Here is a 26,660-nt window from a genome sequence, read left to right as displayed (position 1 = left end):
TACGGGAAACAGCATGGGGTCGGCTCCCAGAAGAGCCGACCCCATCCCCGACGTGGTGTTGCTTCACACGCTCAGACGTTGAACCGGAACTCCACCACATCCCCGTCCTGCATCACATACTCCTTGCCCTCCATGCGCGCCTTGCCCTTGGCGCGGGCCTCGGCGACCGAGCCCGTTTCTACGAGATCGGCGAAGGAGATGACCTCGGCCTTGATGAAGCCCTTCTGGAAGTCGGTGTGGATGACACCGGCGGCCTCGGGGGCGGTGGCGCCCTTCTTGATGGTCCAGGCGCGGGCTTCCTTGGGGCCGGCCGTGAGGTAGGTCTGGAGGCCGAGGGTGTCGAAGCCGACGCGGGCGAGGGTGGCGAGGCCGGGCTCCTCGGCGCCGACGGACTCCAGGAGCTCCATGGCGTCCTCCTCGTCCAGCTCGGCGAGGTCCGCCTCGAGCTTGGCGTTGAGGAAGATCGCCTCGGCGGGGGCGACCAGGGCGCGCTGCTCGTTCTTGAAGTCCTCGTCCGTCAGCTCGTCCTCGTCGACGTTGAAGACGTAGAGGAACGGCTTGGTGGTGAGCAGGTGCAGGTCGTGGAGGAGCTCCTCGTTGCCGGAGCCCTGGACGATGCCCGCGGAGAACAGCGTGTCGCCCTTCTCCAGGATCTCCTTCGCCTCCTCGACGGCCTTGACCTTCGGGGCGATGTCCTTCTTGATGCGCGACTCCTTCTGGAGGCGCGGCAGGACCTTCTCGATCGTCTGGAGGTCGGCGAGGATCAGCTCGGTGTTGATCGTCTCGATGTCGTCCTTGGGCGAGACCTTGCCGTCGACGTGCACGACGTTCTCGTCCTTGAAGGCGCGGATGACCTGGCAGATCGCGTCGGACTCGCGGATGTTCGCGAGGAACTTGTTGCCCAGGCCCTCGCCCTCGCTCGCACCGCGCACGATGCCCGCGATGTCGACGAAGTCCACGGTGGCCGGCAGGACGCGCTGCGAGGAGAAGATCCCGGCCAGCTCGGTCAGGCGGGCGTCGGGGACGCCGACCACGCCGACGTTCGGCTCGATCGTGGCGAACGGGTAGTTGGCCGCCAGCACGTCGTTCTTGGTCAGGGCGTTGAACAGGGTCGACTTGCCGACATTCGGCAGACCGACGATTCCGATCGTGAGCGACACGTTGCGACTTCCCGTACGTGAGAGGGCCAGAGGGCTGGGCGAGAGGGCCACGGCCAGCGGACTGGCCGATCCACCAGTTTACGGCGTGAGGCGTGCAAGCTCGGCGGCCGCTCGGAACCCAGGGGGTCGGCTCCGGTCAACGGCGTGTCTGAGGAGCGACTGGGCACATAAACCGACCTAAGTTGGTCCAATGGAGCAGCACAGGACCCGACCTCCGCAGTCCGGACCGCGACGCGACAGGCCGCCGGCGTCCCTGCCGTCGCAGGCCAGACGCCGTCCGGCGGGCGTGCGGCCGTCCGCCGCGGGTCCGGTGCGCGTGGCGCGGCCGCCCGCCCGGCGGCTCCCGAACCCCCGGCTCACCGCACTCGGCGGAGGCCTGTTCGGCATCGTGCTGATGCTGCTGCTCGGCTGCCTGGACGCGCTGCTGTTCGGAGCATCCCTGACCGCGTACGACGTGCTGTTCCTGCCGGTGTGCGTGCTGACCGCGCTGTGGCTGCGCGGCAGCGACCTGATGACCGCGCCCATCGTGGCGCCGATCGCCTTCGCGGTGGGCCTCGTCCCCGTCGCGGACGGCGGCGGGGGCTTCGCGGGCCGTCTGATGGGCCTGGCGACCGCCCTGGCCACCCAGGCCCTGTGGCTGTACGCCGGGACGCTCACCGCCGGCACGATCGCGCTCGTGCGCCGGATCCGGCTGGTGCGGCGCAGGCGGCGGCTGCGGAACGCGGCCGGCTGACCCCGGGGCCCGAGCGGGGCTCCCGGCCCCGGCCCCGGACGCTCCGAAGTAGCTACGCCGCCTGCTCGTCCCGCGCCGCCAGCATCGCCGCGCCCACGATCCCCGCGTTGTTCTGGAGCTGCGCGGGGACGATCTCGGCCCGGATGCCGTGGATCAGGTGCAGGAACTTGTCGGCCTTACGGCTGACCCCGCCGCCGAGGATGAACAGCTCGGGGGAGAACAGCATCTCCAGGTGGGCGAGGTACTTCTGGAGGCGCTTGGCCCAGTGCTCCCACGACAGGTCCTCGTCCTCCTTGGCCTTGCTGGAGGCCTTCTTCTCGGCGTCGTGGCCGTGCAGCTCCAGGTGGCCCAGCTCGGTGTTGGGGACGAGGGCGCCGTCGACGAAGACGGCGCTGCCGATGCCCGTACCGAGGGTGAGCACGATGACCGTGCCCCGGTGGCCGCGGCCCGCGCCGTACCGCATCTCGGCCACGCCCGCCGCGTCCGCGTCGTTGGTCACGGTCACCGGCAGCCCGTCCAGCCGCTCGCTGAACAGCGCCCGCGCGTCCGTGTCGATCCAGCTCTTGTCGACGTTGGCCGCGGTGCGGATGGTGGATCCGTCGGTGACCACGCCCGGGAAGGTCAGGCCGACCGGGCCCGTCCAGCCGAAGTGCTGGACGACCTGACGCACGCCCTCGGCGACGCCGTCGGGCGTCGCCGGGTGCGGAGTGAGCACCTTGCAGCGCTCCTGGGCCAGTTCCCCGCGGTCCAGGTCCACAGGGGCACCCTTGATCCCGGATCCGCCGATGTCCACGCCGAAGATCTGCATGGCCCCACGTTACGACGCGGGACTGACGGTCACTCCCCGGATGCGCCGGAAGCCCCGGCCCCGGATCCGCCCCGCTCCGCGACCAGGGCGGCCGCCTCGTCGCGCAGGTCGCGGCGCAGCTCCTTGGGCAGCGAGAAGGTGATGGACTCCTCGGCGGCCTTGACGATCTCGACGTCCTCGTAGCCGCGCTCGGCGAGCCACTGGAGGACCTCCTCGACCAGGACCTCCGGGACGGAGGCGCCGGAGGTGACACCGACGGTGGTGACGCCCTCCAGCCAGGCCGCGTCGATCTCGCTCGCGAAGTCCACGAGGTGGGCGTCGCGGGCACCGGCGAGCTTGGCGACCTCGACGAGCCGCTTGGAGTTGGAGGAGTTGCGGGAGCCGACGACGATGACCAGGTCGGCCTCGGCGCCCATCTGCTTCACGGCGAGCTGGCGGTTCTGCGTGGCGTAGCAGATGTCGTCGCTGGGCGGGGAGACGAGTCCGGGGAACTTCGTCTTCAGGGCGTCGACGGTCTCCATGGTCTCGTCCACGGAGAGGGTGGTCTGGGAGAGCCAGACGACCTTGGACGGGTCGCGGACCTCGACCTTGGCGACGTCCTCGGGGCCGTCGACGAGCTGGATGTGGTCGGGGGCCTCGCCGGAGGTGCCGATGACCTCCTCGTGGCCCTCGTGGCCGATCAGCAGGATGTCGTAGTCGTCGCCGGCGTAGCGGACGGCCTCCTTGTGGACCTTGGTCACCAGGGGGCAGGTCGCGTCGATGGTGGCGAGGCGGCCCTTCTCGGCCTCCTCGTGGACGACGGGGGCCACGCCGTGCGCCGAGAACATCACGATGTTGCCCGGTGGCACCTCCTCCGTCTGCTCGACGAAGATGGCGCCCTTCTTCTCCAGGGTCTGCACGACGTACTTGTTGTGGACGATCTCGTGGCGGACGTAGATCGGGGCCCCGTACTGCTCCAGGGCCTTCTCGACGGCGATCACGGCGCGGTCCACACCCGCGCAGTAGCCTCGGGGGGCGGCAAGCAGGACACGGCGGCCAGGCGAAGCAGTCATGGCACCCATCGTAAGGCCGCACCGCGCGGCCGAAGATCACACGTCCGGTCGGATTCGCGGGCCGTCCGGTCGGATACACGGGCCGTCCGGTCGGATACACGGGCCGGGCCGTCTCATCGGTACGCGGGCCGTCCCATCGGTACGCGGGCCGTCCCATCGGTACGCAGGCCGCCCCATCGGTACGCAGGCCGCCCCATCGGTACGCAGGCCGCCCCATCGGTACGCAGGCCGCCCCATCGGTTCGCGGGTCGCGTGTGTCCCCGCGCGCGGGGAGCCGTCGCCGTGGGCCGCATTGTCACAACCGGCCGTTACGCTCGGGCGCATGGCTGTGAACACGTCCGCGGACACCCCCTTGCCCGTCGGGGAGGTGTCGCGGCTCATCGGGGGCTGGATCGACCGGCTCGGCGCGATCTGGGTCGAGGGGCAGATCACCCAGTTGTCGCGCCGGCCCGGCGCGGGCGTGGTGTTCCTGACCCTGCGCGATCCGTCGCACGACATCTCGGTGAGCGTGACCTGCTACCGGCAGGTGTTCGACGCGGTCGCCGACGTCGTCGGCGAGGGCGCGCGCGTGGTGGTGCACGCCAAGCCCGAGTGGTACGCCCCGCGCGGGCAGCTGTCGCTGCGCGCCGCCGAGATCAGGCCGGTCGGTGTCGGCGAGCTGCTGGCCCGGCTGGAGCGGCTGAAGAAGACGCTGGCGGCGGAGGGCCTCTTCGCACCCGAGCGGAAGAAGCCGCTCCCCTTCCTTCCCCAGCTCATCGGCCTGGTCTGCGGACGCGCCTCGGCCGCGGAGCGCGACGTGCTGGAGAACGCCCGCCACCGCTGGCCCGCCGTGCGCTTCGAGGTGCGCAACGTGCCGGTGCAGGGCGTGCACGCGGTGCCGCAGGTGGTGCAGGCGGTCAAGGAGCTCGACGCGACCGAGGACGTCGACGTGATCGTCGTCGCGCGCGGCGGCGGCAGCGTGGAGGACCTGCTGCCGTTCTCCGACGAGCAGCTGATCCGCGCCGTCGCCGCGTGCCGTACGCCCGTCGTCTCCGCCATCGGGCACGAGCCCGACACCCCGCTCCTCGACTACGTCGCCGACCTGCGCGCCTCCACACCGACCGACGCCGCGAAGAAGGTCGTACCGGACGTGAGCGAGGAGCTGGAGCGGATGCGGATGCTGCGGGACCGCTCGCGGCGCTGCGTACGGGCACTGCTCGACCGGGAGGAGCGAGGGCTCGCCCATGCCCTCGCGCGGCCCTCGATCGAGGACCCGCACCGGATGATCGACGTACGGGCCGAGGATGTCGCCTCCGTGCTCGACCGCGGGCGGCGCACGCTCGGGCATCTGCTCGACCGCGCCGACTCCGAGCTGGGCCACACCCACGCGCGCGTGGTGGCGCTCTCGCCCGCGGCGACGCTGAAGCGCGGCTACGCGGTGCTCCAGCGCGGCGACGGGCACGTGGTGCGCGGTCCGCACGAGGTGGCGGAGGCCGAGGCGCTCCGCGCGCGGGTGGCCGAGGGCGAGTTCACGGTACGGGTCGAGGGTTGAGCCCGTACAAACCGATGCTGAGGATGAGTGGATGACCGGCAGGACGGAAGAGGCGCTCTCGTACGAGCAGGCGCGGGACGAACTGATCGAGGTCGTACGGCGGCTGGAGACCGGCGGTACGAGCCTGGAGGAGTCCCTCGCCCTGTGGGAGCGCGGCGAGGAGCTGGCCAAGGTGTGCCGGCGCTGGCTGGAGGGCGCGCGGGCCCGGCTGGACGCCGCGCTGGCCGAGGAGGAGACGGGGTCCGCGACCACCGAGGAGGCCGGGGGCTCCGAGTGACGGCGGGCGCCCGGCCGGTGTGCGCCGGGCGGGCGCTCAGGCCAGCTTCAGGGCGCCGGCCATCTTCGCCAGCTCGGTGAACGGCGCCGTGCCCGCCACCACGGTCGTGGAGCCCGGGGTGTTCTCCAGGACGAGGGCGTCGTAGCGGCCGCCGGTGTAGCGGGTCCACGTGCGGTCGCCGATCTTCTCGGTGACCTTGGTGGCCTTGCCGCCCTGGCTGGCCTCGTCGATGAACTCCGCACGCTTGCGGGCGGACTGCTCGACCTGGACGTACTGGCCGTCGGGGAGCTGGAAGCCCAGGTGCCAGCGGTCGGCCTTCTCCCCCTGGTAGCGGACCGAGGTCGCCTTCCAGGTGCGGGGCAGGCCCTCGGGCGCCGCCACCGGGTAGGAAGCGGCCCGGCGCGCGGTGAGGAGCTCCACGCGGTAGTCGACCCGCTTGAGCTGCGTGGGGTGGTCGTCGTGCGGGATGAACAGGTAGATGAAACCCGCCGCTATCCCGATCAGGCCCAGGGAAAGAACCATGTCCCGGACCGTCTTCTGCTTTCCGTTCGAACCTGCCACGTCCCCTATCGTCGCAGGTGTCCGGCGCGCTCATCCGTGGGGGCCCCTGCTCATTTTGTCGGCCCAGCGATAGAGTCAGGGCTTACACCCTCATCCGGCCGTCGCCGTATCAGAAAGGTGCGCTCCGATGACCGAGAATCATCAATTGCCGTCCGAACTCGATGTTCCCGCCGAGGCTCCCGACCGGAACCTGGCGCTCGAACTCGTCCGGGTCACCGAAGCCGCGGCGATGGCCGCGGGCCGCTGGGTCGGCCGCGGCGACAAGAACGGCGCCGACGGTGCCGCGGTGCGCGCCATGCGCACCCTCGTCTCCACCGTCTCGATGAACGGCGTCGTCGTCATCGGGGAGGGCGAGAAGGACCAGGCCCCGATGCTCTTCAACGGGGAGCGCGTCGGCGACGGGAGCGGCCCCGAGTGCGACATCGCGGTCGACCCGATCGACGGCACCACGCTGACCGCGAAGGGCATGCCCAATGCGATCGCGGTACTGGCCGCCGCCGAGCGCGGGTCCATGTTCGACCCGTCCGCCGTCTTCTACATGGACAAGCTGGTCACCGGTCCCGAGGCCGCCGACTTCGTCGACATCGACGCGCCCGTGTCCGTGAACATCCGCCGGGTCGCCAAGGCCAAGCGCTGCGCGCCCGAGGACGTCACCGTGGTGATCCTGGACCGGCCGCGGCACGAGGGCATCATCCAGGAGATCCGGGAGACCGGCGCGCGCATCAAGCTGATCTCCGACGGTGACGTGGCCGGCTCGATCCTGGCGCTGCGCGAGGGCACCGGCATCGACCTGCTGCTCGGCATCGGCGGCACGCCCGAGGGCATCATCTCGGCCTGCGCCGTGAAGTGCCTGGGCGGCACCATCCAGGGCAAGCTGTGGCCCAAGGACGACGAGGAGCGGCAGCGGGCGATCGACGCCGGGCATGACCTCGACCGCGTCCTGACGACCGAGGACCTGGTCACCGGCGAGAACGTCTTCTTCGTCGCCACGGGCATCACCGACGGCGAGCTGCTGCGGGGCGTGCGCTACGGCTCCGAGACCGCCACGACCGACTCGATCGTCATGCGCTCGCGGTCCGGCACGGTACGGCGCATCGACTCCGAGCACCGGCTGAGCAAGCTACGGGCCTACAGCGCCGTGGACTTCGACCGGGCCAAGTGACTCCGTCGGTTCAGCCGGATGACTGCGGCCGGTGGTCTGGTGCGCGTCCGTTGCGGCTTGTCGCGCAGTTCCCCGCGCCCCTTAAGTGAGTGACCTCACCGCGGGTCGAAAAGGGACGCCCCCTTGTGCGGAAGGGGGCGTCCCTTTTTCCTGCCTGCTCGCGGTGCTAGCCCGCCGCCGCTATGGGGCTGACCGTGGTGCGGGGCGCCTTTTTCAGCTCCATGTCGCGGCGCCGGCGCCGGGCCAGGACCACGCGGCGTTCGGCGGCGGTGAGGCCGCCCCAGACGCCGTAGGGCTCGGGCTGGAGCAGGGCGTGCTCGCGGCACTCGACCATCACCGGGCAGCGTGCGCACACGCGCTTGGCGGCCTCCTCGCGCGACAGCCGGGCGGCGGTGGGTTCCTTGGACGGGGCGAAGAACAGGCCAGCCTCGTCACGCCGGCACACCGCCTCGGTGTGCCAGGGGGCGTCTTGGTCCCTGTCTCGCGCTGTCCGCTGCGCCGGAACGACAGCGACCTGCAGGGACGAACGCGGCGGTTGCAGCACGGTCTACTCCTGACGACGGCTTCGCGAGCGAGAGACGATGCAGCAAGCCCTACCCGCTGTGCGCGGGCCTATGCACAGCGTTCCGAACGGCAAGCGGGCAACGGCCGGTTCACGACGTCACGTGCTCTGTGAACGACGGATCGATCCGTTTCGGATGGCGGCCCGATTCGCCCGCGTCAACGGTCCAGGTGTTTGCGCAAAGCCTGGTCGACCTTGTCCTGGACGCGGTCGAGGATGTCCGCGACCCGCTTGCCGCGCTTCGGCCGCGCCTCGACGTTGCCGAGCACGGCCCAGCCGTCGACGTAGACGACGGGCGCGTCGGACTCGGCCGAATCCAGCGTGTCCACCTCGAAGTTGCCCAGCACGCCGCCGCCGGTGCCGCGCAGCGACACGTTCTCCGGAACGCGGATCTCGACGTTGCCGAAGACCGAGACGGCCTTGATGACCACCTGCTGGTACTCGAAGATCGCCTCGCTGAGGTCGATCTCGACGCTGCCGAAGACGGCGTACGCGTGCAGCCGGCGCCCGGCGCGCCAACGGCCCCTGCGCATGGCGCTGCTGAACACCGCGACCACGCTGGCGTCGGCCTCGGCCGGTATCGCGCCGGCCATGGGCCGCGGCGGCACCGGCGCGTAGGCGGGGGTCGCGCGGCGCTGGTGGGCGGCGGGCAGGTCCTCGATGAAGACCTCCAGCTCACGGACCGTCTTGGCGCTCAGCACCCCCTCCACGCGCTCGGCGTGCTCGACGGCGGTCAGACGCCCCTCGGCGAGGGCGTCGCGCAGGAGGTCGGCGACGCGGTCGCGGTCGGCGTCCGAGGCGCGCAGCTCGACGGCGGGCCGTGCCGTGTCCGGCTTCTGGGCGTGCTTCTGAAGGTCCACGGCAGCAGCGTACCGAAACGCGATAGATCGCGACTAGGGGGTGTGGACAACCTTCCCGGGACGCCTGTGGACAACGGCTCTCCGCCGACTGAGCCTTACCTCACAAGCCCGCCCCCGACGGCAGGTTCTACGCTGGTGGACGCCGCGCTGCCAACGGAGGCCAGCCGCCGTCTGCCGAGTGAGGAATGGGCACCCATGCCTGAGTTCGCGTACACCGATCTGCTCCCCCAGGGAAGGGACACCACCCCGTACCGGCTGGTGACCTCCGAGGGTGTCTCCACCTTCGAGGCCGACGGGCGGACGTTCCTCAAGGTCGAGCCCGAGGCGCTGCGCAAGCTCGCCGAAGAGGCGATCCACGACATCCAGCACTACCTGCGCCCGGCTCACCTCGCCCAGCTGCGCCGGATCGTCGACGACCCCGAGGCTTCCGGCAACGACAAGTTCGTCGCCCTGGACCTGCTGAAGAACGCGAACATCGCGGCGGCGGGCGTGCTCCCGATGTGCCAGGACACCGGCACAGCGATCGTCATGGGCAAGCGCGGCCAGAACGTCCTCACCGAAGGTGAGGACGAGAAGGCCCTCTCCCACGGCATCTACGACGCCTACACCAAGCTGAACCTGCGCTACTCGCAGATGGCTCCGCTCACCATGTGGGAGGAGAAGAACACCGGCTCCAACCTGCCGGCCCAGATCGAGCTGTACGCCACCGACGGCGGCGCGTACAAGTTCCTGTTCATGGCCAAGGGCGGCGGCTCCGCCAACAAGTCCTTCCTGTACCAGGAGACGAAGGCCGTCCTGAACGAGGCCTCCATGATGAAGTTCCTGGAGGAGAAGATCCGTTCGCTCGGTACGGCCGCCTGCCCGCCGTACCACCTGGCGATCGTCGTCGGCGGTACGTCCGCCGAGTACGCGCTGAAGACGGCGAAGTACGCCTCCGCGCACTACCTGGACGAGATCCCGGCGGAGGGCTCGGAGCTCGGACACGGCTTCCGGGACAAGGAGCTGGAGGAGAAGGTCTTCGAGCTCACCCAGAAGATCGGCATCGGCGCGCAGTTCGGCGGCAAGTACTTCTGCCACGACGTGCGTGTGGTGCGGCTGCCGCGGCACGGTGCGTCCTGCCCGGTCGCCATCGCCGTCTCCTGCTCGGCCGACCGGCAGGCCGTCGCGAAGATCACGGCCGAGGGCGTCTTCCTGGAGCAGCTCGAGACGGACCCGGCGCGCTTCCTGCCGGAGACCACGGACGAGCACCTCTCCGACGAGTCCTCGGACGTCGTCAAGATCGACCTGAACCAGCCGATGGACGAGATCCTGGCCGAGCTGACGAAGTACCCGGTCAAGACGCGGCTTTCACTGACCGGTCCGCTGGTCGTGGCGCGCGACATCGCGCACGCCAAGATCAAGGAGCGGCTCGACGCGGGTGAGGAGATGCCGCAGTACCTGAAGGACCACCCGGTGTACTACGCCGGCCCCGCGAAGACCCCCGAGGGCTACGCGTCGGGCTCCTTCGGGCCGACGACGGCCGGACGCATGGACTCCTACGTCGAGCAGTTCCAGGCGGCGGGCGGCTCGAAGGTGATGCTGGCCAAGGGCAACCGGAGCAAGCAGGTCACCGACGCGTGCGGGGCCCATGGCGGCTTCTACCTCGGTTCCATCGGCGGCCCGGCCGCGCGGCTCGCCCAGGACTGCATCAAGAAGGTCGAGGTCGTCGAGTACGAGGAGCTCGGCATGGAGGCGGTCTGGAAGATCGAGGTCGAGGACTTCCCGGCGTTCATTGTCGTGGACGACAAGGGCAACGACTTCTTCCAGGATCCGGCGCCGCAGCCGACGTTCACGTCGATTCCGGTGCGGGGGCCCGGGCTGGCCTAGCCCTGCCGGGCGGTGGGGTGGGGGGATCTCGCCCCCGCCGCCCCTACCCGTCCCATCCCCAGGGGCTCCGCCCCTTCGACCCCGCCGGGGGCTCCGCCCCCTGGACCCCTGCGGGGCTCCGCCCCTGCACCCCGCTGGGGCCCCGCCCCAGACCCCGCATCGGCCTGAACGGCCTCGTCCTCAAACGCCGGACGGGCTGGGTGGGCCGGGCCACCGGGGTGAGCGGCCGGACGAAATGGGTGGGTCCGGACCGGGTGGGCGGGCCGGACCGGGTGGGTGGGCCGGACCGGGTGGGTGGGCCGGGCCAGATGGGTGGGCCGGGCCAGGTGGGTGGGCGGGGCCGGGACGGGCTGGGTGAGGCCGGACCAGGTGAGTCGGCGGTCGGGACGGGCTGGGTGAGGCCGGGCCAGATGGGTGAGCGGCCGTACGCGCCAGTTGGTCGCGGACCGGGTGGGTGGGCGGCCGGGCGGGCGGGGCGCCGCTCCGTGGCGTCTGTCGCCCGCATCGATCATGCCCGCTCCCACGTGCTGAGTGGTGTCGGCCATCGCCTAATGTGCGGTCCATGACCTCTCAGACGCAGACGTACCTCTCCGAGCTGTTCTCCCTGGACGGTCGAACGGCCCTGGTCACCGGGGGGAGTTCCGGCATCGGCCGGGGTATTGCCGGGGCGCTCGCCCGGGCCGGGGCACGGGTTGTCGTGGTGGCACGCAGGGAGGGGGAACTGAAGGCCACCGTCGATGAGTTGGTCGGCGACGGGTGTCAGGCGGGCTGGGTGAGTGGGGACTTGAGTACGCGTGCCGGGATGCGGGCGGCGGCCGAGGAGGCCGTCGGGGTGTTCGGGGAGCCGGACATCCTTGTCAACTCCGCCGGGATCAACGTGCGTCCGCCGATGGGCGAGTTGAGCGAGGCGGAGTGGGACGCCACGATGGCGGTGAACCTGGAGGCGCCGTACCTGCTGGGACAGCGGTTCGGGCCCGGGATGGCCGAGCGGGGCTTCGGGCGGATCATCCACATCACCTCGCAGCAGGCGCACCGGGCGTTCGTCCACAGCGGCGCCTACGGCGTCTCCAAGGGGGCGCTGGAGTCGCTGGCCCGTTCGCAGGCCGAGGCCTGGTCGCCGTACGGCGTCACCTGCAACACGCTGGTCCCGGGCTTCGTGATGACGCCGCTCAACACCCAGCTGTCCTCCGACCCCGAGAAGGTCGCGGCCCTGGCCGCGCGCACGTTGGTCGGCCGCAACGGCCTGGCCGACGACTTCGCCGGCGCCGCGGTCTTCCTCGCGAGCCCCGCCTCCGCCTACGTCACCGGGCAGTCCGTCTTCGTCGACGGCGGGTTCTCCGTGCACTGAGCCCGAGCCCGAGCCCGGTGCTCTCGCCGACGCCGAACGCACCCGAACGGCCCAGGCGCGGAACATCCCCACCGTCCCCGTCGCTGTACCCGGCATGAGCGAATACCGCATCGAGCACGACTCCATGGGCGAGATCCGCGTCCCCGTCGACGCCAAGTGGCGGGCGCAGACGCAGCGGGCCGTCGAGAACTTTCCCGTGTCCGGGCAGCGGCTGGAGCGGGCCCACATCGAGGCGCTCGGGCGGATCAAGGGGGCGGCGGCGAAGGTGAACGCCGGGCTCGGGGTGCTCGACGGGGAGGCCGCCGAGGCCATCCAGGACGCGGCGGCCGAGGTGGCCGAGGGGAAGTGGGACGCGGAGTTTCCCGTCGACGTCTTCCAGACGGGGTCCGGCACGTCGTCCAACATGAACGCCAACGAGGTCATCGCGACGCTGGCGAGCGAGCGGCTCGGGCGGGACGTGCATCCCAACGATCACGTCAACGCGTCGCAGTCGTCCAACGACGTCTTTCCGTCGTCGATCCACATCGCCGCCACCGCCGCCGTCAGCCGTGATCTGATCCCGGCGCTGGAGCACCTCGCCGACGCGCTGGCACGCAAGGCCGAGGAGTTCGGCGACGTCGTGAAGTCCGGGCGAACGCATCTGATGGACGCGACTCCGGTGACCCTGGGGCAGGAGTTCGGGGGGTACGCCGCCCAGGTGCGGTACGGGGTCGAGCGGCTGCGCGCCTCGCTCCCCCGGCTCGCCGAGCTGCCGCTGGGCGGGACCGCCGTCGGGACCGGGATCAACACGCCGCCGGGGTTCTCCGCCGCCGTGATCGAGGAGGTCGCGCGGGCGACGGGGCTGCCGCTGACCGAGGCGCGCGACCACTTCGAGGCGCAGGGGGCGCGGGACGGGATCGTGGAGACCAGCGGGCAGCTGCGGACCATCGCCGTCGGGCTGACCAAGATCGCCAATGACCTGCGCTGGATGGCGTCGGGGCCGCGCACGGGACTCGCCGAGATCCGGCTGCCCGACCTCCAGCCGGGGTCGTCGATCATGCCGGGCAAGGTCAATCCGGTCGTCCCGGAGGCCGTGCTCATGGTCTGCGCGCAGGTCATCGGCAACGACGTCACCATCACCACGGCCGGCGCCGCCGGGAACTTCGAGCTGAACGTGATGCTCCCGGTGATCGCGAAGAACGTCCTGGAATCCGTCCGCCTGCTGACGAACGCCACCCGCCTCCTCGCCGACCGCACCGTCGACGGGATCACCGCCGACCGGGAGCGGACCCGCGAGTACGCCGAGTCCTCGCCGTCCGTGGTCACCCCGCTCAACCGGTACCTCGGGTACGAGGAGGCCGCCAAGGTGGCCAAGAAGGCCCTCGCGGAGCGCACGACCATCCGGCAGGCCGTCCTCGACGGCGGCTACGTGGAACGCGGCGTCCTCACGCTCGAACAGCTCGACGAGGCCCTGGACGTACTCCGTATGACGCACCCATGACGCGCACTCATGACACGCGGCGTCGACGCGCACCGGTGACACGCTCCCGCGGCCTCGGACGCCTCCGGAGCCACCGGTCACCGTGACGTGTGCCGCAGCGTCAGGTGCCTGCGGCACCTAATATCTCTCCATGGCAGACGGCGGAGCAGTGCGGCGCGAAGAACGCGGGGGAGCGGGCGGATCGACGGGCTTCTGGGCGCCCGGGAGTCACATCCTGTGGCGATACCGGGAGAACGCCGGCGAGCACATCCACATCGCGCGCCCCGTCACCGTCGTCCGCGACGACCCGGAAGTGCTGGCCGTGTGGATGGCGCCCGGCACCGAGTGCGTACGCCCGGTCCTCGCCGACGGCACCCCCGTGCACGTCGAGCCGCTGGAGTCCCGCTACACCAAGCCCCGCGCCGTGCAGCGCGACCGCTGGTTCGGCACGGGCGTGCTGAAGCTGGCCCGGCCCGGTGAGCCCTGGTCGGTGTGGCTGTTCTGGGAACCGGGCTGGCGGTTCAAGAACTGGTACGTCAATCTCGAGGAGCCGCTGAGGCGTTGGGCGGGCGGCGTCGACTCCGAGGACCACTTCCTGGACATCTCCGTGAACCCGGACCGCAGTTGGCACTGGCGCGACGAGGACGAGTTCGCGCAGGCACAGCGGGACGGCCTGATGGACGCCCGGCTCGCCGAGCGGGTGCGGGAGGCCGGGCGGGCCGCGGTGGACGTGATCCACGCCTGGGGGCCGCCGTTCTCGGAGGCCTGGCCGCGCTGGCGCCCCGATCCGTCCTGGCCGGTACCGCCGCTGCCGGGCGACTGGGACCGTACGCCCACGCGCGTGTCCTCATGAGACCCTTGATGCGCCCCCGGTCCACAACCGTAGGATCGTCCTCCGCAAGGGTAGACATCAACAACTCCCGGACCGGGTGCCGGGCTTGACCGAACGTCACAAAGGGGCGGCAGTTCGTGAGCGACGGGTACGAGGGCGACACCGGTACACACCGCGGACGGTTCGCCGGTGGCACAGGAACGGCCCCTGACCACGCGGAAATTCCGTTCCCGGGGCACGTATCGCGGGTATCGGGAATTCTGCGGGCCGAACCGTGCGCTCGGCACGCGGCCCCGGACGGACGGATTCGACGCGCGTGACGGAGCAGCCCACCTCCTACGACAGCCCCCAGCCGGGCGTCGACCCCGCGGACCCCCGCGGGGCGCTCGCACCTGCCCCCCACGCTCCGTACCCCTCGCACGCCCCGCAGCCCTGCGGTACCGCCGCCCTGCCCGCACAGGCGCGCACCGGCGACACGCCCGCCGCACCCGGCGCCACCACGCCCCGCGGCACGGAGAAGGAGTCCCCCGTCAACGGCCCCGAGCACGCGCAGCCCGCCGCCGCCGAGACCGACGCGCACCGTCCGCGGCCCGCGCCCGCCTCGGAGGAGATACCCGTCCAGCCTGCCCCCGACGAGGACCGCAGGACCGGGCGGGGACTGCCGCCCGGGCGGCCGATGCCGATGCGGCGGGTCGGTGACCGGCTGCGGTTCGTCGGCGCCGCGACCCGGCGGATCGCCCGCGGCATCGACCTCGACGAGATCGTGATGGGCCTGTGCCGGGCCACCGTACCGACGTTCTCGGACGCGATCCTCGTCTATCTCCGCGACCCGCTGCCGGTCGGCGACGAGCGGCCCACCGGACCCGTGGTGCTGCGGCTGCGCCGCACCGACCGGATACCCGAGGAGCGGGACACCGACGGCGGCTTCCTGCCCACGCAGGCGGCCGCCGAGCCGGAGCCCGCCGATCCCGCGGCGCTCTCGGGGCTGTCCGCCCTGACCGCCGAGCTGTGCGAGGTGCGCCCCGGCGGCGCCCTGGGCGAGGTGCTGCGCGGCGTACGGCCCGTGTTCGCCGACGCGCCCGCCGCGCGCGCCGCCCTGCCCGAACTGATCGGCGAGGGTGCCCAGTCGCTGATCCCCGACGGGCAGCACGCGATCCTCGCCCCGCTGCGCGGGCGCCGCCGAGTCATCGGCGCGGCGGTCTTCCTGCGCCGCCCGGAGCGCCACGCGTTCGAGTCTGACGACCTGCTGGTGGCCGCCCAGCTCGCCACCCACACCGCGCTCGGCATCGACAAGGCCGTGCTCTACGGCCGCGAGGCCTACATCGCCGACGAGCTCCAGCGCACCATGCTGCCCGAAACGCTGCCCCGCCCGACGGGCGTGCGGCTGGCGTCCCGCTATCTGCCCGCCGCCGAGACGGCCCGCGTGGGCGGCGACTGGTACGACGCCATACCGCTGCCCGGCAGCCGGGTCGCGCTCGTCGTCGGCGACGTCATGGGCCACTCCATGACCTCGGCCGCGATCATGGGCCAGCTTCGTACGACGGCGCAGACCCTCGCGGGGCTCGACCTGCCCCCGCAGGAGGTGCTGCACCACCTCGACGAGCAGGCGCAGCGCCTGGGCACCGACCGCATGGCGACCTGCCTGTACGCCGTGTACGACCCGGTGTCGCACCGCATCACGATCGCCAACGCCGGCCACCCACCGCCCGTCCTGCTGCACCAGAGCGGCGAGGCCGAGGTGCTGCGGGTGCCGGCGGGCGCGCCGATCGGCGTCGGCGGTGTCGACTTCGAGGCGGTCGAGCTGGACGCCCCGGCCGGGGCCACGCTGCTGCTGTACACCGACGGCCTGGTGGAGTCCCGGCTGCGGGACGTGTGGACCGGCATAGAGCAGCTGCGGGAGCGGCTCGCGGCGACCGCCCGGCTGACCGGGCCGGACCATCCGCCGCCGCTGGAGGCGCTGTGCGACGAGGTGCTCGACATGCTCGGCCCGGGCGACCGGGACGACGACATCGCGCTGCTCGCCGCCCGCTTCGACGGGATCGCGCCGAGCGACGTGGCGTACTGGTCGCTGGACCCGGAGGAGACGGCGCCCGGCCGCGCCCGGCGCCTGGCCCGGGGCGCGCTGGCCGAGTGGGGCCTGGAGGAGCTGAGCGACTCGGTGGAGCTGCTGGTCAGCGAGGTCGTCACCAACGCGGTGCGCTACGCGTCGCGCTCGATCACGCTCCGGCTGCTGCGCACCGACGTGCTGCGCTGTGAGGTCGGTGACGACGTGCCGCAGCTGCCCCGGCTGCGGCAGGCCCGCGCCACCGACGAGGGCGGCCGCGGGCTGTATCTGGTGAACCGGCTGGCCCGGCGCTGGGGCGCGACCCGGCTGAGCACCGGCAAGGTGGTCTGGTTCGAGCTGAACGGCACATGAGGAAGGGCCGCGCCGGGTGGCACGGCCCCTCTCTCTCGCTTACTGCTGCTCCTCCTGCGTCTTGGACTTCGGCCGCAGCGGGTTCTCCGTGACGTCGAGCGTCGGCGAGGTCGTCGGCGCGGTCGGCCTGCCGGGCGGCGAGCTCTGCGACGGCGGCGCCGAGGTGCTCGGGCTCTGCGTCGCGCTCTCGCTCGGCGCCTCGGACGTCGGCGCCTCGGAGGTCGGCGGCTCGCTGGTCGGCGTGTCGGACGGCGGCGCGGAGGTCGTCGGCGTGTCGGTCGGCTGGACGGCCGCGCCCTGGGTGGTCTCCAGGTCGAACGGGGCGCCGCCTGTGACACCGAAGGTGTACGCCGCCCAGATCTGCGCCGGGTAGCCGCCGCCGTTGATCCGGCCGCTGCCCGGGATCAGGCCGGTCGCGCCCCTCAGCGAGGTGTGATGGTTCGTCTTGGGGTCCTCGCCGAACAGGCCGACCGAGGTGACCAGGTCGGGCGTGTAGCCGGTGAACCAGGCCGAGCGGTTCTCGTCGGAGGTGCCCGTCTTGCCGGCGACCTGCTGGCCGTCGCGCAGCGGGTTGTTGGCGACGGACTCGCGGGCCGTGCCGTCGTCGACCACGCCGGTGAGCACCGAGGTCACCGTGTCGGCGGCGTTGCGGCTGATGACCTGGTCGCCGATCGGGTCGGGCATGTCGACGCTGGTGTTCTGCTTCTCCGCCGACTTGATGATCGACGGCGTCACCTTGCGGCCGTGGTTGTCGAGGGTGGCGTACACCCCGGCCATCTCCAGCGGGCTCGCGCCCATGGTGCCGAGGGTCTGCGCCGGTACGGCCTGCAGGCCCTTGGTCTCCATGCCGAGGTCGCCCGCGACGCCGAGCACGTTCTTCATGCCGACGTCCACGCCCATCTGCGCGAAGACGGAGTTGACCGACTTGTTCATCGCCGTCTGGACGTTGATGCGGCCGTAGTCGTGGTCGTCCTCGTTCGGCGGCGCGAAGCCGATGGCGCTGCCCTGGACGGGGCGGCGGCTGGTGCCGTCGTAGATCGTGTTCGGGTTGATCGGCCGGCCGTCCTGGGTCGTCGCGCTCTCCTCCAGGCCGGCGGCGAGGATCAGCGGCTTGAACGTCGACGCCGGCTGGAAGTCCGCGCGCGTCGCGTTGCTGGTGTAGTGGTCGTAGTAGTCCTGGCCGCCGTACAGGGCGACGATCCCGCCCGTCTTCGGGTCGACGGAGACGGCGCCGGCCTGGACGCTGCCGTCGACCTTGCGCTGCTTCGGGTCGAGCTTGGAGGTCAGCTGGCCGCGGACGGCCTGCTCCAGCTGCCGCTGCTTCTTCTTGTCGACGTTGAGGGTGATGGTCCAGCCCTGGTCGAGGACCGCGGCCTCCGCCTGGGACTGGGTGAGGTCCTGCTGCCGCATCAGCTGCTTCTCCAGCTGCTTGTTGGCGAGCTCGACCAGGTAGCCCTTCTGGCCTTCCAGACCGGGGGCGCCCTTGGGCTCCTTGGGCACCGGGAACTTCATGGCGTCGCGCTCCGCCTTGGGCAGCCAGCCCTCCTCGACCATGTTGTCCAGGACGTAGTTCCAGCGGTTCTTGACCAGCCGCTTGCCGGTGGCGGAGGCGGCCGCCCAGTCGTACTGGCTCGGCGCCTGGAGCAGCGCGGCGAGGTACGCGCCCTGCTGGACGTCGAGGTCCTGGGCGTCGACGTGGTAGTAGGCCTGGGCGGCGGCCTGGATGCCGTAGGCGCCGCGGCCGTAGTAGCTGGTGTTGATGTAGCCCGCGAGGATGTCGCTCTTCGACTGCTGGCGGTCCACCTTCAACGCTATGACCAGCTCCTTCAGCTTGCGGCTGACGGTCTGGTCCTGGTTGAGGTAGTAGTTCTTGACGTACTGCTGAGTGATCGTCGAACCGCCGGCCTTGCCCCGCCCGGAGAGGGTGGTGAGCAGGCCGCGGGCGGTGCCCTTGAGGTCGACGCCGGCGTCCTTGTAGAAGGTCTTGTTCTCGGCCGCCACGAAGCTGAGCTGGACGGGCTTCGGGACCTTGGACAGGTCCACGATCTCCCGGTTGACCGTGCCCTTGCGGGCCAGGATCGAGCCGTCGCTGTACTTGTAGACGTTGCTCTGGCTCTTCGCGGCCGCGTTGCCCTCGGGGACGTCGACCACCAGGTACAGCACGATGAAGGAGCAGATGCCGAGCAGGCAGGCGCCGAGGATCGTGCCGAGGATCTTGCGCCAGGTGAACAGCCTGCGTATGCCGCTGCGGCCGGACCCGCCACCCGCGCCCGGCTCCGAGCGGCGCCCCGGTGCGGCGCGGTGGCCACCGCGCTGGCGCGCCCGTCTGTCTTCCGCTCGTCCCATGAGTCCGTCTACTCCGCTTCGTCCTCGGTTGTCACATCGTGCGTGGATCAGATCAGCTCAGAAAGCTAACACCGCCGCACGCGACAAAGGGGCCACGATCCGCTCTTTTACGGACGTGAGAATCAGCACCTGCCCCACCGGAACCGACGACCGACGGCCGCAAAGAGTTGCCCGGAACGGCAAATGATGTCCGGATCGAGCACCTTCCGGCCCTCGCCGCGAGGCCGGAATTCATCGGCGCCGCCTTTCTCACCCGCAGCTATACACCCCGCGTATACACAGCGTGTAGTGTGCTTGACATGTCCATCGGTCACACACTTCTCGGGCTCCTGGAGTCCGGTCCCCGGCACGGCTACGACCTGAAGCGGGCCTTCGACGAGCAGTTCGGTCACGACCGGCCGCTGCACTACGGCCAGGTCTACGCGACGATGTCCCGGCTGCTGAAGAACGGTCTCGTCGAGGTCGACGGGATCGAGTCGGACGGCGGCCCCGAGCGCAAGCGGTACGCCATCACCGACGCCGGGATCACCGACGTCGAACAGTGGCTCGTGACGCCGGAGAAGCCGGAGCCGTACCTCCAGTCCACGCTCTACACCAAGATCGTGCTGGCCCTCCTGACCCACCGGGACGCGTCCGGCATCCTCGACACCCAGCGCGCCGAGCACCTGCGCAGCATGCGGGTCCTGACCGAGCGCAAGCGCCGGGGCGACCTCGCGGACCAGCTGATCTGCGACCACGCCCTGTTCCATCTGGAGGCCGACCTGCGCTGGCTGGAACTGACCGCCGCACGCCTGGACCGGCTCCGCGAGGCGGTGACCCGATGACCACCGCCTCGTACTCCTCTTCTCCCGCTCCCCTGCTCACCGCCGAGCGGCTGCGCAAGACGTACGGGCCGACCGTCGCGCTCGAGGACGCCTCGCTCTCGCTCCACCCCGGCGAGATCGTGGCCGTGATGGGCCCCTCCGGCTCCGGCAAGTCGACGCTGCTGCACTGCCTCGCCGGGGTCGTGCGGCCCGACTCCGGGTCGATCACGTACGACGGGCAGAAGTTCGCCACGATGAACGACGCCCGGCGCAGCGCGCTCCGCCGGTCCGAGTTCGGCTTCGTGTTCCAGTTCGGGCAGCTCGTGCCGGAGCTGACCTGTGTGGAGAACGTCGCGCTGCCGCTCAGGCTGAACGGCACCCCGCGCAAGGAGGCCGAGCGGACCGCGCTCTCCTGGCTGGAGCGGCTGGAGGCCGACGACCTGAAGGGCAAGCGGCCCGGTGAGGTCTCCGGCGGCCAGGGGCAGCGGGTCGCGGTGGCCCGTGCGCTGGTCTCCCGTCCTCGGGTGCTGTTCGCCGACGAGCCGACCGGCGCGCTCGACTCGCTCAACGGCGAGCGCGTGATGGAGCTGCTGACGGACGCGGCCCGTACGACCGATGCCGCCGTCGTCCTTGTCACGCACGAGGCGCGCGTGGCGGCCTGGTCCGACCGCGAGGTCGTCGTACGGGACGGCCGGTCCCGGGCGCTGGGCATGGAGCGCGCCGGATGAGGGCGTCGGCCGATCTGGCCATGGGGGTCAGATTCGCCGTGACGGGCGGGCGCGAGGGCTGGGCCCGGACCCTGCTGACCGGGGTGGGGGTGGGACTCGGGGTGGCGCTGCTGCTGCTCACGGCGTCGATACCGACCGCGCTGGCGGAGCGGAACGAGCGTGAGCAGGCGCGCCTGGACTACACGTACGCCCCGGAGGCGAGGCCCCGGGCCGACGACACGCTCGTCATCGCCGACACCGACACGGTCTACCGGGGCGGGGACGTCCGAGGCCGGCTGGTCGAGCCGGAGGGGGCGCGGGCGCCGCTGCCGCCGGGAGTGGAGCGATACCCGGCGAAGGGCGACATGCTCGTCTCCCCCGCGCTGAAGGAGCTGCTCGCCTCCGACGGCGCCGGGCTGCTGCGGGAGCGGATCCCGTACCGGATCACCGGGACCATCGGGGCGAGCGGGCTGATCGGCTCGCGCGAACTCGCCTACTACGCGGGCGCCGAGGGGCTCGCCGCGAGAATCGACGGCTGGAAGGTGGGGCGGATCAACGCCTTCGGGGCGCCGCAGCCGGTGCCCCAGCGGACGGACCCGGTGCTGGTCCTGCTCGTCCTCGTCGTCTTCGTCGCCCTGCTCGCGCCGGTCGCCGTGTTCATCGCGACGGCCGTACGGTTCGGCGGTGAGCGGCGCGACCGGAGGCTGGCGGCGCTGCGGCTGGTCGGCTCCGACCGCCGGACGACGCTGCGGATCGCCGCGGGCGAGGCGCTGGCGGGGTCGCTGTTCGGCCTGGTCCTCGGCGCCGGTTTCTTCCTGGTCGGCCGCCGGCTCGCGGGCTCCGTTCAGATCGCCGGCACCAGCGTCCTCCCCGGCGATCTGACCCCGTCCGCCACGCTGACGGCGGTCGTGGCCCTCGCGGTGCCGGTGGCCGCCGTCCTGGTCACCCTGTTCGCCCTGCGGCGTGTGGTCATCGAGCCGCTGGGAGTGGTCCGTACGGCACGTCCCGTGCGGCGGCGCCTGTGGTGGCGGCTGCTGCTGCCGCCGGCCGGACTGGCCATGCTGTACCCGATGATCGGCCAAGGCCCGAACAACGGAGGCTTCAACCGGCTCCTGGTCGGCGGCGGCGTCATTCTCCTGCTCGTCGGCGTCACCGCGCTGCTGCCGTGGGCGGTGGAGCGGCTCGCCGCCCGGCTCGGCCACGGCGGCGTCGCCTGGCAACTCGCGGTACGGCGGCTGCAGTTGAGCAGCGGAGCGGCGGCGCGCATGGTCAACGGCATCGCGGTGGCGGTGGCCGCGGCGATCGCCCTGCAGATGCTGTTCGCCGGAGTGCAGGACGAGTACACGAAGGGCGCACGCTGGGACCCCGACCGGACCCAGATGAAGATCTCCCTGTCGGCGGGCGTCGAACGCGCCTCTTCCGCAAGGGAGTTGGCTTACACCAAGGGCGTACGCAAGGTCACGGCACTGTCCCACGGCTTCCTCGGAGACACGCCGTGGAGCACGCGGCCGGGGAGCCTGCCGCCGAAGGACTCCACCCAGCTGACCGTCGGCGACTGCGCGGCCCTGCGGGAGGTGGCGCGGCTGCCCTCCTGCAGAAATGGCGACGTGTTCACGGTGAGCGGCAGCGAGTTCGACGCCGGCACCGCGAAGCTCGCCGAGCCCGGCAGAAAGCTGTACTTCGACCCGTCCTACGGAACGGGCCTTCACAGGCAGACCAGTTGGACCGTACCGGCCGGCATGAAGCACGCGCGGTCGGCGCCGGACCTGATGGGCGAGCGCCGGGGCGGCTTCCTGGTGACGCCGGGGGCGCTGCCCGCGCGGGCCGCGGCCCTGACCGACGCGGTGGCCTATCTGTCGGTCGACGAGTCCGTGCCGGACGTGTACGAGTACGTGCGCACGACGGCGGCGTCGCTCGACCCGTTCGCGGACCTGTTCCTCCTGACGGCCGACGTGGAATCCCACCGGTTCACCGCCATCCGCACCGGCCTGTTCATCGGCGCGGTCTGCGTGCTGATGCTGATCGGCGCGAGCCTGCTCGTCTCCCAGCTGGAGCAGCTGCGTGAACGCAGAAAGCTGCTGTCGGTCCTGGTCGCCTTCGGTACCCGGCGCCGCACGCTGTGCCTGTCGGTGCTGTGGCAGACCGCGATCCCGGTCGCCCTCGGCCTGCTCCTGGCCTCGTCGATCGGCCTGCTCCTGGGCGCCGTACTGCTGCGGATGACCAACACGTCGGTGACGGTGGACTGGACGGCCGTGCTGTCGATGGCCGGCGCCGGGGGCGCGGTCGTCATCACGGTGACCCTGCTCAGCCTGCCGCCGCTGCTGCGGCTGATACGCCCGGACGGCCTGCGAACGGAGTGACGGAGCAGGAGAGAAGCCCCCGGGGTCTCGGAGCCCTCAGGTCCCGGAGCCCCTCAGGCCTCAGAGCCCTCGCCGTCCAGTACCCGCACCGGCAGCCCCCGCAGTGACTCCCGTAGGGCGGAGGCCAGTTCGTGGTATTCGGCGGCGCGGGCCGCGCCCGTGCGCATGGCCAGGGCGATGCGCCGGCTGGGGGCCGGGGTGGCGAAGGAGGCAGTGCACAGGCGGCTGCCGCGGGCCGTCTCGACCTCCAGGGCGGTGCGCGGGAGGAGGGTGCAGCCGAGGCCGCCGGCGACGAGCTGGACCAGGGTGGACAGCCCGGCGGCCGTGGTGGTGACCGGGGCGTCCGCGCGGCCCGCCTCCCGGCAGATGTCGAGGGCCTGGTCGCGCAGACAGTGGCCCTCGTCGAGGAGGAGCAGGTCGAGGCCCTTCAGCGCCCCGCGCGGGACGCCTTCACAGCCGCCCAGCGGATGGCCGAGCGGGGTGGCGAGCACGAAGTCCTCATCGTAGAGCGGGAGTTCGACGACACCGGGCAGACCGGCGGCCGGTCCGCGGCCGGGGCCGTCCGGTGCCTCGGAGGACACGGCGAGCAGCAGCAGGTCCAGGCGTCCGGCGGCGAGCCCGTCCAGCAGGCTGGCGGTCTGCTCCTCGTACACCTGGAGGTCGAGGTCCGGGTACCGGTCGTGGACGAGCCGCAGGACGGCCGGCAGCAGATACGGCGCGACGGTCGGGATCACCCCGAGCCGCAGCGCGCCGGTGAACGGCGCCCGGACCGCGTCGGCCTCCTCCATCAGCGCCCCGACCGCGTCCAGCACCGCCTTCGCCCGTACGGCGAGACGCTCACCCGCGGGCGAGAGGAGCACCTTGCGGGTCGTACGCTCCAGGAGCGTGACGCCGAGGGTCTCCTCCAGCGCCGAGACCGCGCCGGACAGGGCAGGCTGGCTCATCCCGATGGCCGCGGCCGCGTCACGGAAGTGCAGATGCTCGGCGACGGCGGCGAAGGCACGCAGCTGGGCGAGGCTGGGCTGCCTCTTCTTGCCGCTCTGCGCCATGGAATCACCCGCCGTCACTCATAACCACCCTCGATCAACCCGACCCAGTGTAGCTATTTCCGTAATCAATGCACCCTGTGCCACCATCGGGACCGTCCAACCCACTGGGATCCGCCCACTCCGCGGGGGATCCTTCGCTGCAAGGAGAGCGCGTGCTCACTGTCGGTGACAAGTTCCCCGAGTTCGAACTCACTGCCTGCGTCTCGCTGGAGAAGGGCAAGGAGTTCGCGACGATCGACCACAAGACCTACGAGGGCAAGTGGAAGGTCGTCTTCGCATGGCCCAAGGACTTCACCTTCGTGTGCCCGACCGAGATCGCCGCGTTCGGCAAGCTGAACGACGAGTTCGCCGACCGTGACGCGCAGATCCTCGGCTTCTCCGGCGACTCCGAGTTCGTGCACCACGCCTGGCGCAAGGACCACCCGGACCTCACCGACCTGCCCTTCCCGATGCTCGCCGACTCCAAGCACGAGCTCATGCGTGACCTCGGCATCGAGGGCGAGGACGGCTTCGCCCAGCGCGCCGTCTTCATCGTGGACCCGAACAACGAGATCCAGTTCACGATGGTGACCGCCGGCTCCGTCGGCCGTAACCCCAAGGAGGTCCTGCGGGTCCTCGACGCCCTCCAGACGGACGAGCTGTGCCCGTGCAACTGGAGCAAGGGCGAGGACACCCTGGACCCGGTCGCGCTGCTGGCCGGTGAGTGACCATGTCGCTCGACTCGCTGAAGTCCCGCGTCCCGGACTACGCCAAGGACCTGAAGCTCAACCTGGGCTCGGTCATCGGCAACTCCGACCTTCCCGCGCAGCAGCTGTGGGGCACCGTGCTGGCGACCGCCATCGCCTCGCGCTCCCCCATCGTCCTGCGTGAGCTGGAGCCGGAGGCGAAGGCGAACCTGACGCCGGAGGCGTACGACGCGGCCAAGGCCGCAGCCGCCATCATGGCGATGAACAACGTCTTCTACCGCACCCGCCACCTGCTGTCGGACCACGAGTACGGCACCCTGCGCGCGGGCCTGCGGATGAACGTCATCGGCAACCCCGGTGTCGACAAGGTCGACTTCGAGCTGTGGTCCTTCGCGGTCTCCGCGATCAACGGCTGCGGCATGTGCCTGGACTCCCACGAGCAGGTCCTCCGCAAGGCTGGCCTCGACCGTGACGTGATCCAGGAGGCCTTCAAGATCGCCTCGGTGATCCAGGCCGTCGGTACGACGCTGGAGGCGGAAGCGGTTCTCTCCGCGTAATCGCTGCCGCTTGTACGGGGGCCTCGCTCACTCCTGGTGGGCGAGGCCTCCGGCGTTCGCCTGAACCTCCCTGGAGGCCGCGCCCCCAGACCCCCCATCGGCCTGGACGGCCTCGTCCTCGATCGCCGGACGGGCTGATGGTGGCACGGCCTGTTGCAACGAGTACTGGCGCAGGTACCCCACCACCGTGTTCGTCACCGCCACCAGCGGCACGGCCACCACGGCGCCGCCGATGCCGGCCACCATGCCGCCGGCGGCGACCGAGAGCACCACCGCGAGGGGGTGCACCCGTACGGCCCGGCCGAGGATGAACGGCTGGAGGACGTGGCCCTCGATCTGCTGCACCAGCAGCACCACCGCGAGCGTCATCACCGCGGTGAAGACCCCCTGCGTCACCAGCGCGACCACCACGGCCAGCGCACCCGAGGCGACCGCGCCCACCAGGGGGATGAAGGAGAACAGGAAGATGAAGACGGCCAGCGGCACGGCCATGGGGACGTTCAGGAAGTAGATGCCGAGGCCGATGAAGATGGCGTCGATCAGGGCGACCACCACCGTCCCCCGCACGTACGCGGTCAGCGTCTGCCAGGCCCGCGGACCGGCGCCCGCCACGCCCGGCCGGGCCGCCGACGGCACCAGCTTCAGCGTCCACTCCCAGATGCGCCGGCCGTCGTGGAGCAGGAACAGCGTCGAGAAGACCGTCAGCAGGATGCCGGTGAGCGCCTCGACGATGACCTGAACTCCCTCCAGGCCCGCGGACGTTATCTGGTCCGTGTTCGCCCCGACCGCTTCGCGCAGGTTCTTGGCGATCGCGTTGGTCTGCTTGGGCGTGACGTGGAAGGGGCTGTTCAGGAGCCAGCGGCGCAGGTCGTCGATGCCGTCCTGGACCTGGTCGGAGAGGTGGTCGATGTTCTCCATGACCTGCCAGGTGACGAACCACCCGATCAGTCCCATGACGACGAAGCCCAGGACCGCGGTCAGCGCGGTGGCCGGGCCGCGCGGCACCCCGTGGCGCCGCAGTCGCGCCACCGTGGGCTGCATCAGCGCGGTGAAGAGCAGCGCCGTCACGAACGCGAGCACCACCAACTGGACGGCGCTGATGATGCGCATGAGCACCCAGAGGGTCCCGGCGAGCACCAGCAGCCGCCATCCCGCCTCGGCCGCGACCCGGACACCCCACGGCACGGCGTGCGCGGGGTCGGGACGGGGCGCGGCAGCGGCCGGCGCCGGGGGCGCGTGGCCGGGCAGTGACTTGGGCACGGTGACCCTGGAAACGGGTTCGGGCCCGGCGCCGGGCTCGGCGAGTTCCTTCTCGGCCTCGGCGCGGCGCTCTTCCCAGCGCTCACCGATCTCGTGCAGTCCGGCACCGAGCCGGCTGAGCCACCCTGGCACTCGCGACATGATCCGCCCTCTTCCCCCGGTCTCTCCGTACACTCCCGGTCCGCCCCTGCTGCCTGGGTTCGTTCCGTGGAGCCGGAGTCGTTCCGACGACCGTACATGGCAACAGCCCCTTCCCCTAGGACGG

23 protein-coding genes are annotated in these 26,660 nt (G+C 71.3%); 14 read left to right on the top strand and 9 right to left on the bottom strand.

Translation table 11 applies throughout. From position 1 onward, the window contains the following. Window positions 1-71: 71 nt before the first annotated feature. Window positions 72-1,160: a redox-regulated ATPase YchF gene (gene ychF / locus QFZ74_RS20460; protein ID WP_307622247.1), complete on the bottom strand. Its 1,089-nt coding sequence runs from the start codon at window positions 1,158-1,160 to the stop codon at window positions 72-74. Between the two features lie 190 nt (window positions 1,161-1,350). Between ychF and QFZ74_RS20455 the strand changes: the two genes are divergently transcribed. Further along, entirely contained in the window at window positions 1,351-1,893 is a 543-nt protein-coding gene (locus tag QFZ74_RS20455; RefSeq protein WP_307622246.1) for a DUF6542 domain-containing protein, read from the top strand. 52 nt (window positions 1,894-1,945) lie between these two features. On the opposite strand, the gene ppgK is transcribed toward QFZ74_RS20455, so the two are convergent. Both ppgK and QFZ74_RS20445 read right to left on the bottom strand, forming a co-directional pair. Beyond that, window positions 1,946-2,701 carry a polyphosphate--glucose phosphotransferase gene (gene ppgK / locus QFZ74_RS20450; protein WP_307622245.1) on the bottom strand — a complete coding sequence of 252 codons (756 nt, stop codon included), beginning with the start codon at window positions 2,699-2,701 and terminating at the stop codon, window positions 1,946-1,948. A 29-nt stretch (window positions 2,702-2,730) separates the two neighbouring features. After that, entirely contained in the window at window positions 2,731-3,762 is a 1,032-nt protein-coding gene (locus tag QFZ74_RS20445) for a 4-hydroxy-3-methylbut-2-enyl diphosphate reductase (protein WP_307622244.1), read from the bottom strand. Between the two features lie 313 nt (window positions 3,763-4,075). Between QFZ74_RS20445 and xseA the strand changes: the two genes are divergently transcribed. After that, window positions 4,076-5,284, top strand: coding sequence for an exodeoxyribonuclease VII large subunit (gene xseA, locus QFZ74_RS20440; protein ID WP_307622243.1), 1,209 nt, complete (start codon window positions 4,076-4,078; stop codon window positions 5,282-5,284). Window positions 5,285-5,315: 31 nt separating this feature from the next. Then, window positions 5,316-5,561, top strand: a complete 246-nt coding sequence (locus QFZ74_RS20435; protein ID WP_307622242.1) for an exodeoxyribonuclease VII small subunit — start codon at window positions 5,316-5,318, stop codon at window positions 5,559-5,561. A 36-nt stretch (window positions 5,562-5,597) separates the two neighbouring features. Here QFZ74_RS20435 and QFZ74_RS20430 read toward each other — a convergent pair whose 3' ends face one another. Continuing rightward, complete coding sequence (locus QFZ74_RS20430; protein ID WP_307622241.1) at window positions 5,598-6,122, bottom strand: DUF4245 domain-containing protein; 525 nt, start codon at window positions 6,120-6,122, stop codon at window positions 5,598-5,600. A gap of 127 nt (window positions 6,123-6,249) precedes the next feature. On the opposite strand from QFZ74_RS20430, the gene glpX reads away from it, so the two are divergent. Further along, window positions 6,250-7,284, top strand: a complete 1,035-nt coding sequence (gene glpX / locus QFZ74_RS20425; RefSeq protein WP_307622240.1) for a class II fructose-bisphosphatase — start codon at window positions 6,250-6,252, stop codon at window positions 7,282-7,284. 166 nt (window positions 7,285-7,450) lie between these two features. On the opposite strand, the gene QFZ74_RS20420 is transcribed toward glpX, so the two are convergent. Continuing rightward, a complete protein-coding gene (locus QFZ74_RS20420; protein ID WP_307622239.1) occupies window positions 7,451-7,828 on the bottom strand; it encodes a WhiB family transcriptional regulator in 378 nt (125 codons plus the stop codon). A 176-nt stretch (window positions 7,829-8,004) separates the two neighbouring features. Then, a complete protein-coding gene (locus QFZ74_RS20415) occupies window positions 8,005-8,706 on the bottom strand; it encodes a DUF1707 domain-containing protein (RefSeq protein WP_307622238.1) in 702 nt (233 codons plus the stop codon). 195 nt (window positions 8,707-8,901) lie between these two features. Here QFZ74_RS20415 and QFZ74_RS20410 point away from each other — a divergent pair, with 195 nt between their 5' ends. The 5 genes from QFZ74_RS20410 (at window position 8,902) to QFZ74_RS20390 (ending at window position 16,627) form a co-directional block, all read left to right on the top strand. After that, the gene (locus QFZ74_RS20410) at window positions 8,902-10,572 is read left to right on the top strand and encodes a fumarate hydratase (protein WP_307622237.1); all 1,671 of its coding nucleotides are present in this window, start codon (window positions 8,902-8,904) and stop codon (window positions 10,570-10,572) included. Window positions 10,573-11,134: 562 nt separating this feature from the next. Further along, window positions 11,135-11,920: an SDR family NAD(P)-dependent oxidoreductase gene (locus QFZ74_RS20405; protein ID WP_307622236.1), complete on the top strand. Its 786-nt coding sequence runs from the start codon at window positions 11,135-11,137 to the stop codon at window positions 11,918-11,920. 94 nt (window positions 11,921-12,014) lie between these two features. Continuing rightward, window positions 12,015-13,400: an aspartate ammonia-lyase gene (locus QFZ74_RS20400; RefSeq protein ID WP_307622235.1), complete on the top strand. Its 1,386-nt coding sequence runs from the start codon at window positions 12,015-12,017 to the stop codon at window positions 13,398-13,400. Between the two features lie 130 nt (window positions 13,401-13,530). Then, window positions 13,531-14,232 carry a DUF402 domain-containing protein gene (locus QFZ74_RS20395; RefSeq protein WP_307622234.1) on the top strand — a complete coding sequence of 234 codons (702 nt, stop codon included), beginning with the start codon at window positions 13,531-13,533 and terminating at the stop codon, window positions 14,230-14,232. 295 nt (window positions 14,233-14,527) lie between these two features. Beyond that, window positions 14,528-16,627 carry a SpoIIE family protein phosphatase gene (locus QFZ74_RS20390; RefSeq protein WP_307622233.1) on the top strand — a complete coding sequence of 700 codons (2,100 nt, stop codon included), beginning with the start codon at window positions 14,528-14,530 and terminating at the stop codon, window positions 16,625-16,627. Between the two features lie 39 nt (window positions 16,628-16,666). Here the strand turns inward: QFZ74_RS20390 and QFZ74_RS20385 are convergent, their stop codons facing one another. Then, on the bottom strand, window positions 16,667-18,973 hold the full coding sequence (locus tag QFZ74_RS20385) for a transglycosylase domain-containing protein (protein ID WP_307622232.1): 2,307 nt from the start codon (window positions 18,971-18,973) through the stop codon (window positions 16,667-16,669). 299 nt (window positions 18,974-19,272) lie between these two features. On the opposite strand from QFZ74_RS20385, the gene QFZ74_RS20380 reads away from it, so the two are divergent. From QFZ74_RS20380 to QFZ74_RS20370, 3 genes are read left to right on the top strand one after another with little or no spacing between them, the layout of a single operon-like run. Further along, a complete protein-coding gene (locus QFZ74_RS20380) occupies window positions 19,273-19,797 on the top strand; it encodes a PadR family transcriptional regulator (RefSeq protein ID WP_307622231.1) in 525 nt (174 codons plus the stop codon). Next, complete coding sequence (locus tag QFZ74_RS20375; protein WP_307622230.1) at window positions 19,794-20,504, top strand: ABC transporter ATP-binding protein; 711 nt, start codon at window positions 19,794-19,796, stop codon at window positions 20,502-20,504. The genes QFZ74_RS20380 and QFZ74_RS20375 overlap by 4 nt, the downstream gene beginning before the upstream one ends. Further along, window positions 20,501-22,843 (top strand): ABC transporter permease, encoded by a 2,343-nt coding sequence (locus QFZ74_RS20370; protein WP_307622229.1) that lies wholly within the window; start codon window positions 20,501-20,503, stop codon window positions 22,841-22,843. The genes QFZ74_RS20375 and QFZ74_RS20370 overlap by 4 nt, the downstream gene beginning before the upstream one ends. 53 nt (window positions 22,844-22,896) lie before the next feature. On the opposite strand, the gene QFZ74_RS20365 is transcribed toward QFZ74_RS20370, so the two are convergent. Beyond that, complete coding sequence (locus QFZ74_RS20365; protein ID WP_307622228.1) at window positions 22,897-23,892, bottom strand: LysR substrate-binding domain-containing protein; 996 nt, start codon at window positions 23,890-23,892, stop codon at window positions 22,897-22,899. A 152-nt stretch (window positions 23,893-24,044) separates the two neighbouring features. Between QFZ74_RS20365 and QFZ74_RS20360 the strand changes: the two genes are divergently transcribed. After that, complete coding sequence (locus QFZ74_RS20360) at window positions 24,045-24,599, top strand: peroxiredoxin (protein ID WP_307622227.1); 555 nt, start codon at window positions 24,045-24,047, stop codon at window positions 24,597-24,599. 2 nt (window positions 24,600-24,601) lie between these two features. Beyond that, window positions 24,602-25,135: an alkyl hydroperoxide reductase gene (locus tag QFZ74_RS20355; RefSeq protein WP_307622226.1), complete on the top strand. Its 534-nt coding sequence runs from the start codon at window positions 24,602-24,604 to the stop codon at window positions 25,133-25,135. Window positions 25,136-25,162: 27 nt separating this feature from the next. On the opposite strand, the gene QFZ74_RS20350 is transcribed toward QFZ74_RS20355, so the two are convergent. Continuing rightward, a complete protein-coding gene (locus tag QFZ74_RS20350; protein ID WP_307622225.1) occupies window positions 25,163-26,536 on the bottom strand; it encodes an AI-2E family transporter in 1,374 nt (457 codons plus the stop codon). Window positions 26,537-26,660 lie beyond the last annotated feature (124 nt).

This window comes from Streptomyces sp. V3I7, from assembly GCF_030817495.1.
Classification (GTDB): Bacteria; Actinomycetota; Actinomycetes; order Streptomycetales; family Streptomycetaceae; genus Streptomyces.
Note: the sequence above shows the minus strand (reverse complement) of the source record. Positions and strands in the feature narration are given on the sequence as shown.

What these genes read in the sequence shown, in the direction of transcription:
- QFZ74_RS20365 (WP_307622228.1), bottom strand. Translation starts at nt 23,892, where the DNA reads ATGGCGCAGAGCGGCAAGAAGAGGCAGCCCAGCCTCGCCCAGCTGCGT.
- xseA (WP_307622243.1), top strand. Translation starts at nt 4,076, where the DNA reads ATGGCTGTGAACACGTCCGCGGACACCCCCTTGCCCGTCGGGGAGGTG.
- QFZ74_RS20405 (WP_307622236.1), top strand. Translation starts at nt 11,135, where the DNA reads ATGACCTCTCAGACGCAGACGTACCTCTCCGAGCTGTTCTCCCTGGAC.
- QFZ74_RS20380 (WP_307622231.1), top strand. Translation starts at nt 19,273, where the DNA reads ATGTCCATCGGTCACACACTTCTCGGGCTCCTGGAGTCCGGTCCCCGG.
- QFZ74_RS20435 (WP_307622242.1), top strand. Translation starts at nt 5,316, where the DNA reads ATGACCGGCAGGACGGAAGAGGCGCTCTCGTACGAGCAGGCGCGGGAC.
- QFZ74_RS20445 (WP_307622244.1), bottom strand. Translation starts at nt 3,762, where the DNA reads ATGGGTGCCATGACTGCTTCGCCTGGCCGCCGTGTCCTGCTTGCCGCC.
- ppgK (WP_307622245.1), bottom strand. Translation starts at nt 2,701, where the DNA reads ATGCAGATCTTCGGCGTGGACATCGGCGGATCCGGGATCAAGGGTGCC.
- QFZ74_RS20410 (WP_307622237.1), top strand. Translation starts at nt 8,902, where the DNA reads ATGCCTGAGTTCGCGTACACCGATCTGCTCCCCCAGGGAAGGGACACC.
- QFZ74_RS20355 (WP_307622226.1), top strand. Translation starts at nt 24,602, where the DNA reads ATGTCGCTCGACTCGCTGAAGTCCCGCGTCCCGGACTACGCCAAGGAC.
- QFZ74_RS20400 (WP_307622235.1), top strand. Translation starts at nt 12,015, where the DNA reads ATGAGCGAATACCGCATCGAGCACGACTCCATGGGCGAGATCCGCGTC.
- QFZ74_RS20395 (WP_307622234.1), top strand. Translation starts at nt 13,531, where the DNA reads ATGGCAGACGGCGGAGCAGTGCGGCGCGAAGAACGCGGGGGAGCGGGC.
- QFZ74_RS20455 (WP_307622246.1), top strand. Translation starts at nt 1,351, where the DNA reads ATGGAGCAGCACAGGACCCGACCTCCGCAGTCCGGACCGCGACGCGAC.
- QFZ74_RS20350 (WP_307622225.1), bottom strand. Translation starts at nt 26,536, where the DNA reads ATGTCGCGAGTGCCAGGGTGGCTCAGCCGGCTCGGTGCCGGACTGCAC.
- glpX (WP_307622240.1), top strand. Translation starts at nt 6,250, where the DNA reads ATGACCGAGAATCATCAATTGCCGTCCGAACTCGATGTTCCCGCCGAG.
- QFZ74_RS20370 (WP_307622229.1), top strand. Translation starts at nt 20,501, where the DNA reads ATGAGGGCGTCGGCCGATCTGGCCATGGGGGTCAGATTCGCCGTGACG.
- QFZ74_RS20375 (WP_307622230.1), top strand. Translation starts at nt 19,794, where the DNA reads ATGACCACCGCCTCGTACTCCTCTTCTCCCGCTCCCCTGCTCACCGCC.
- QFZ74_RS20385 (WP_307622232.1), bottom strand. Translation starts at nt 18,973, where the DNA reads ATGGGACGAGCGGAAGACAGACGGGCGCGCCAGCGCGGTGGCCACCGC.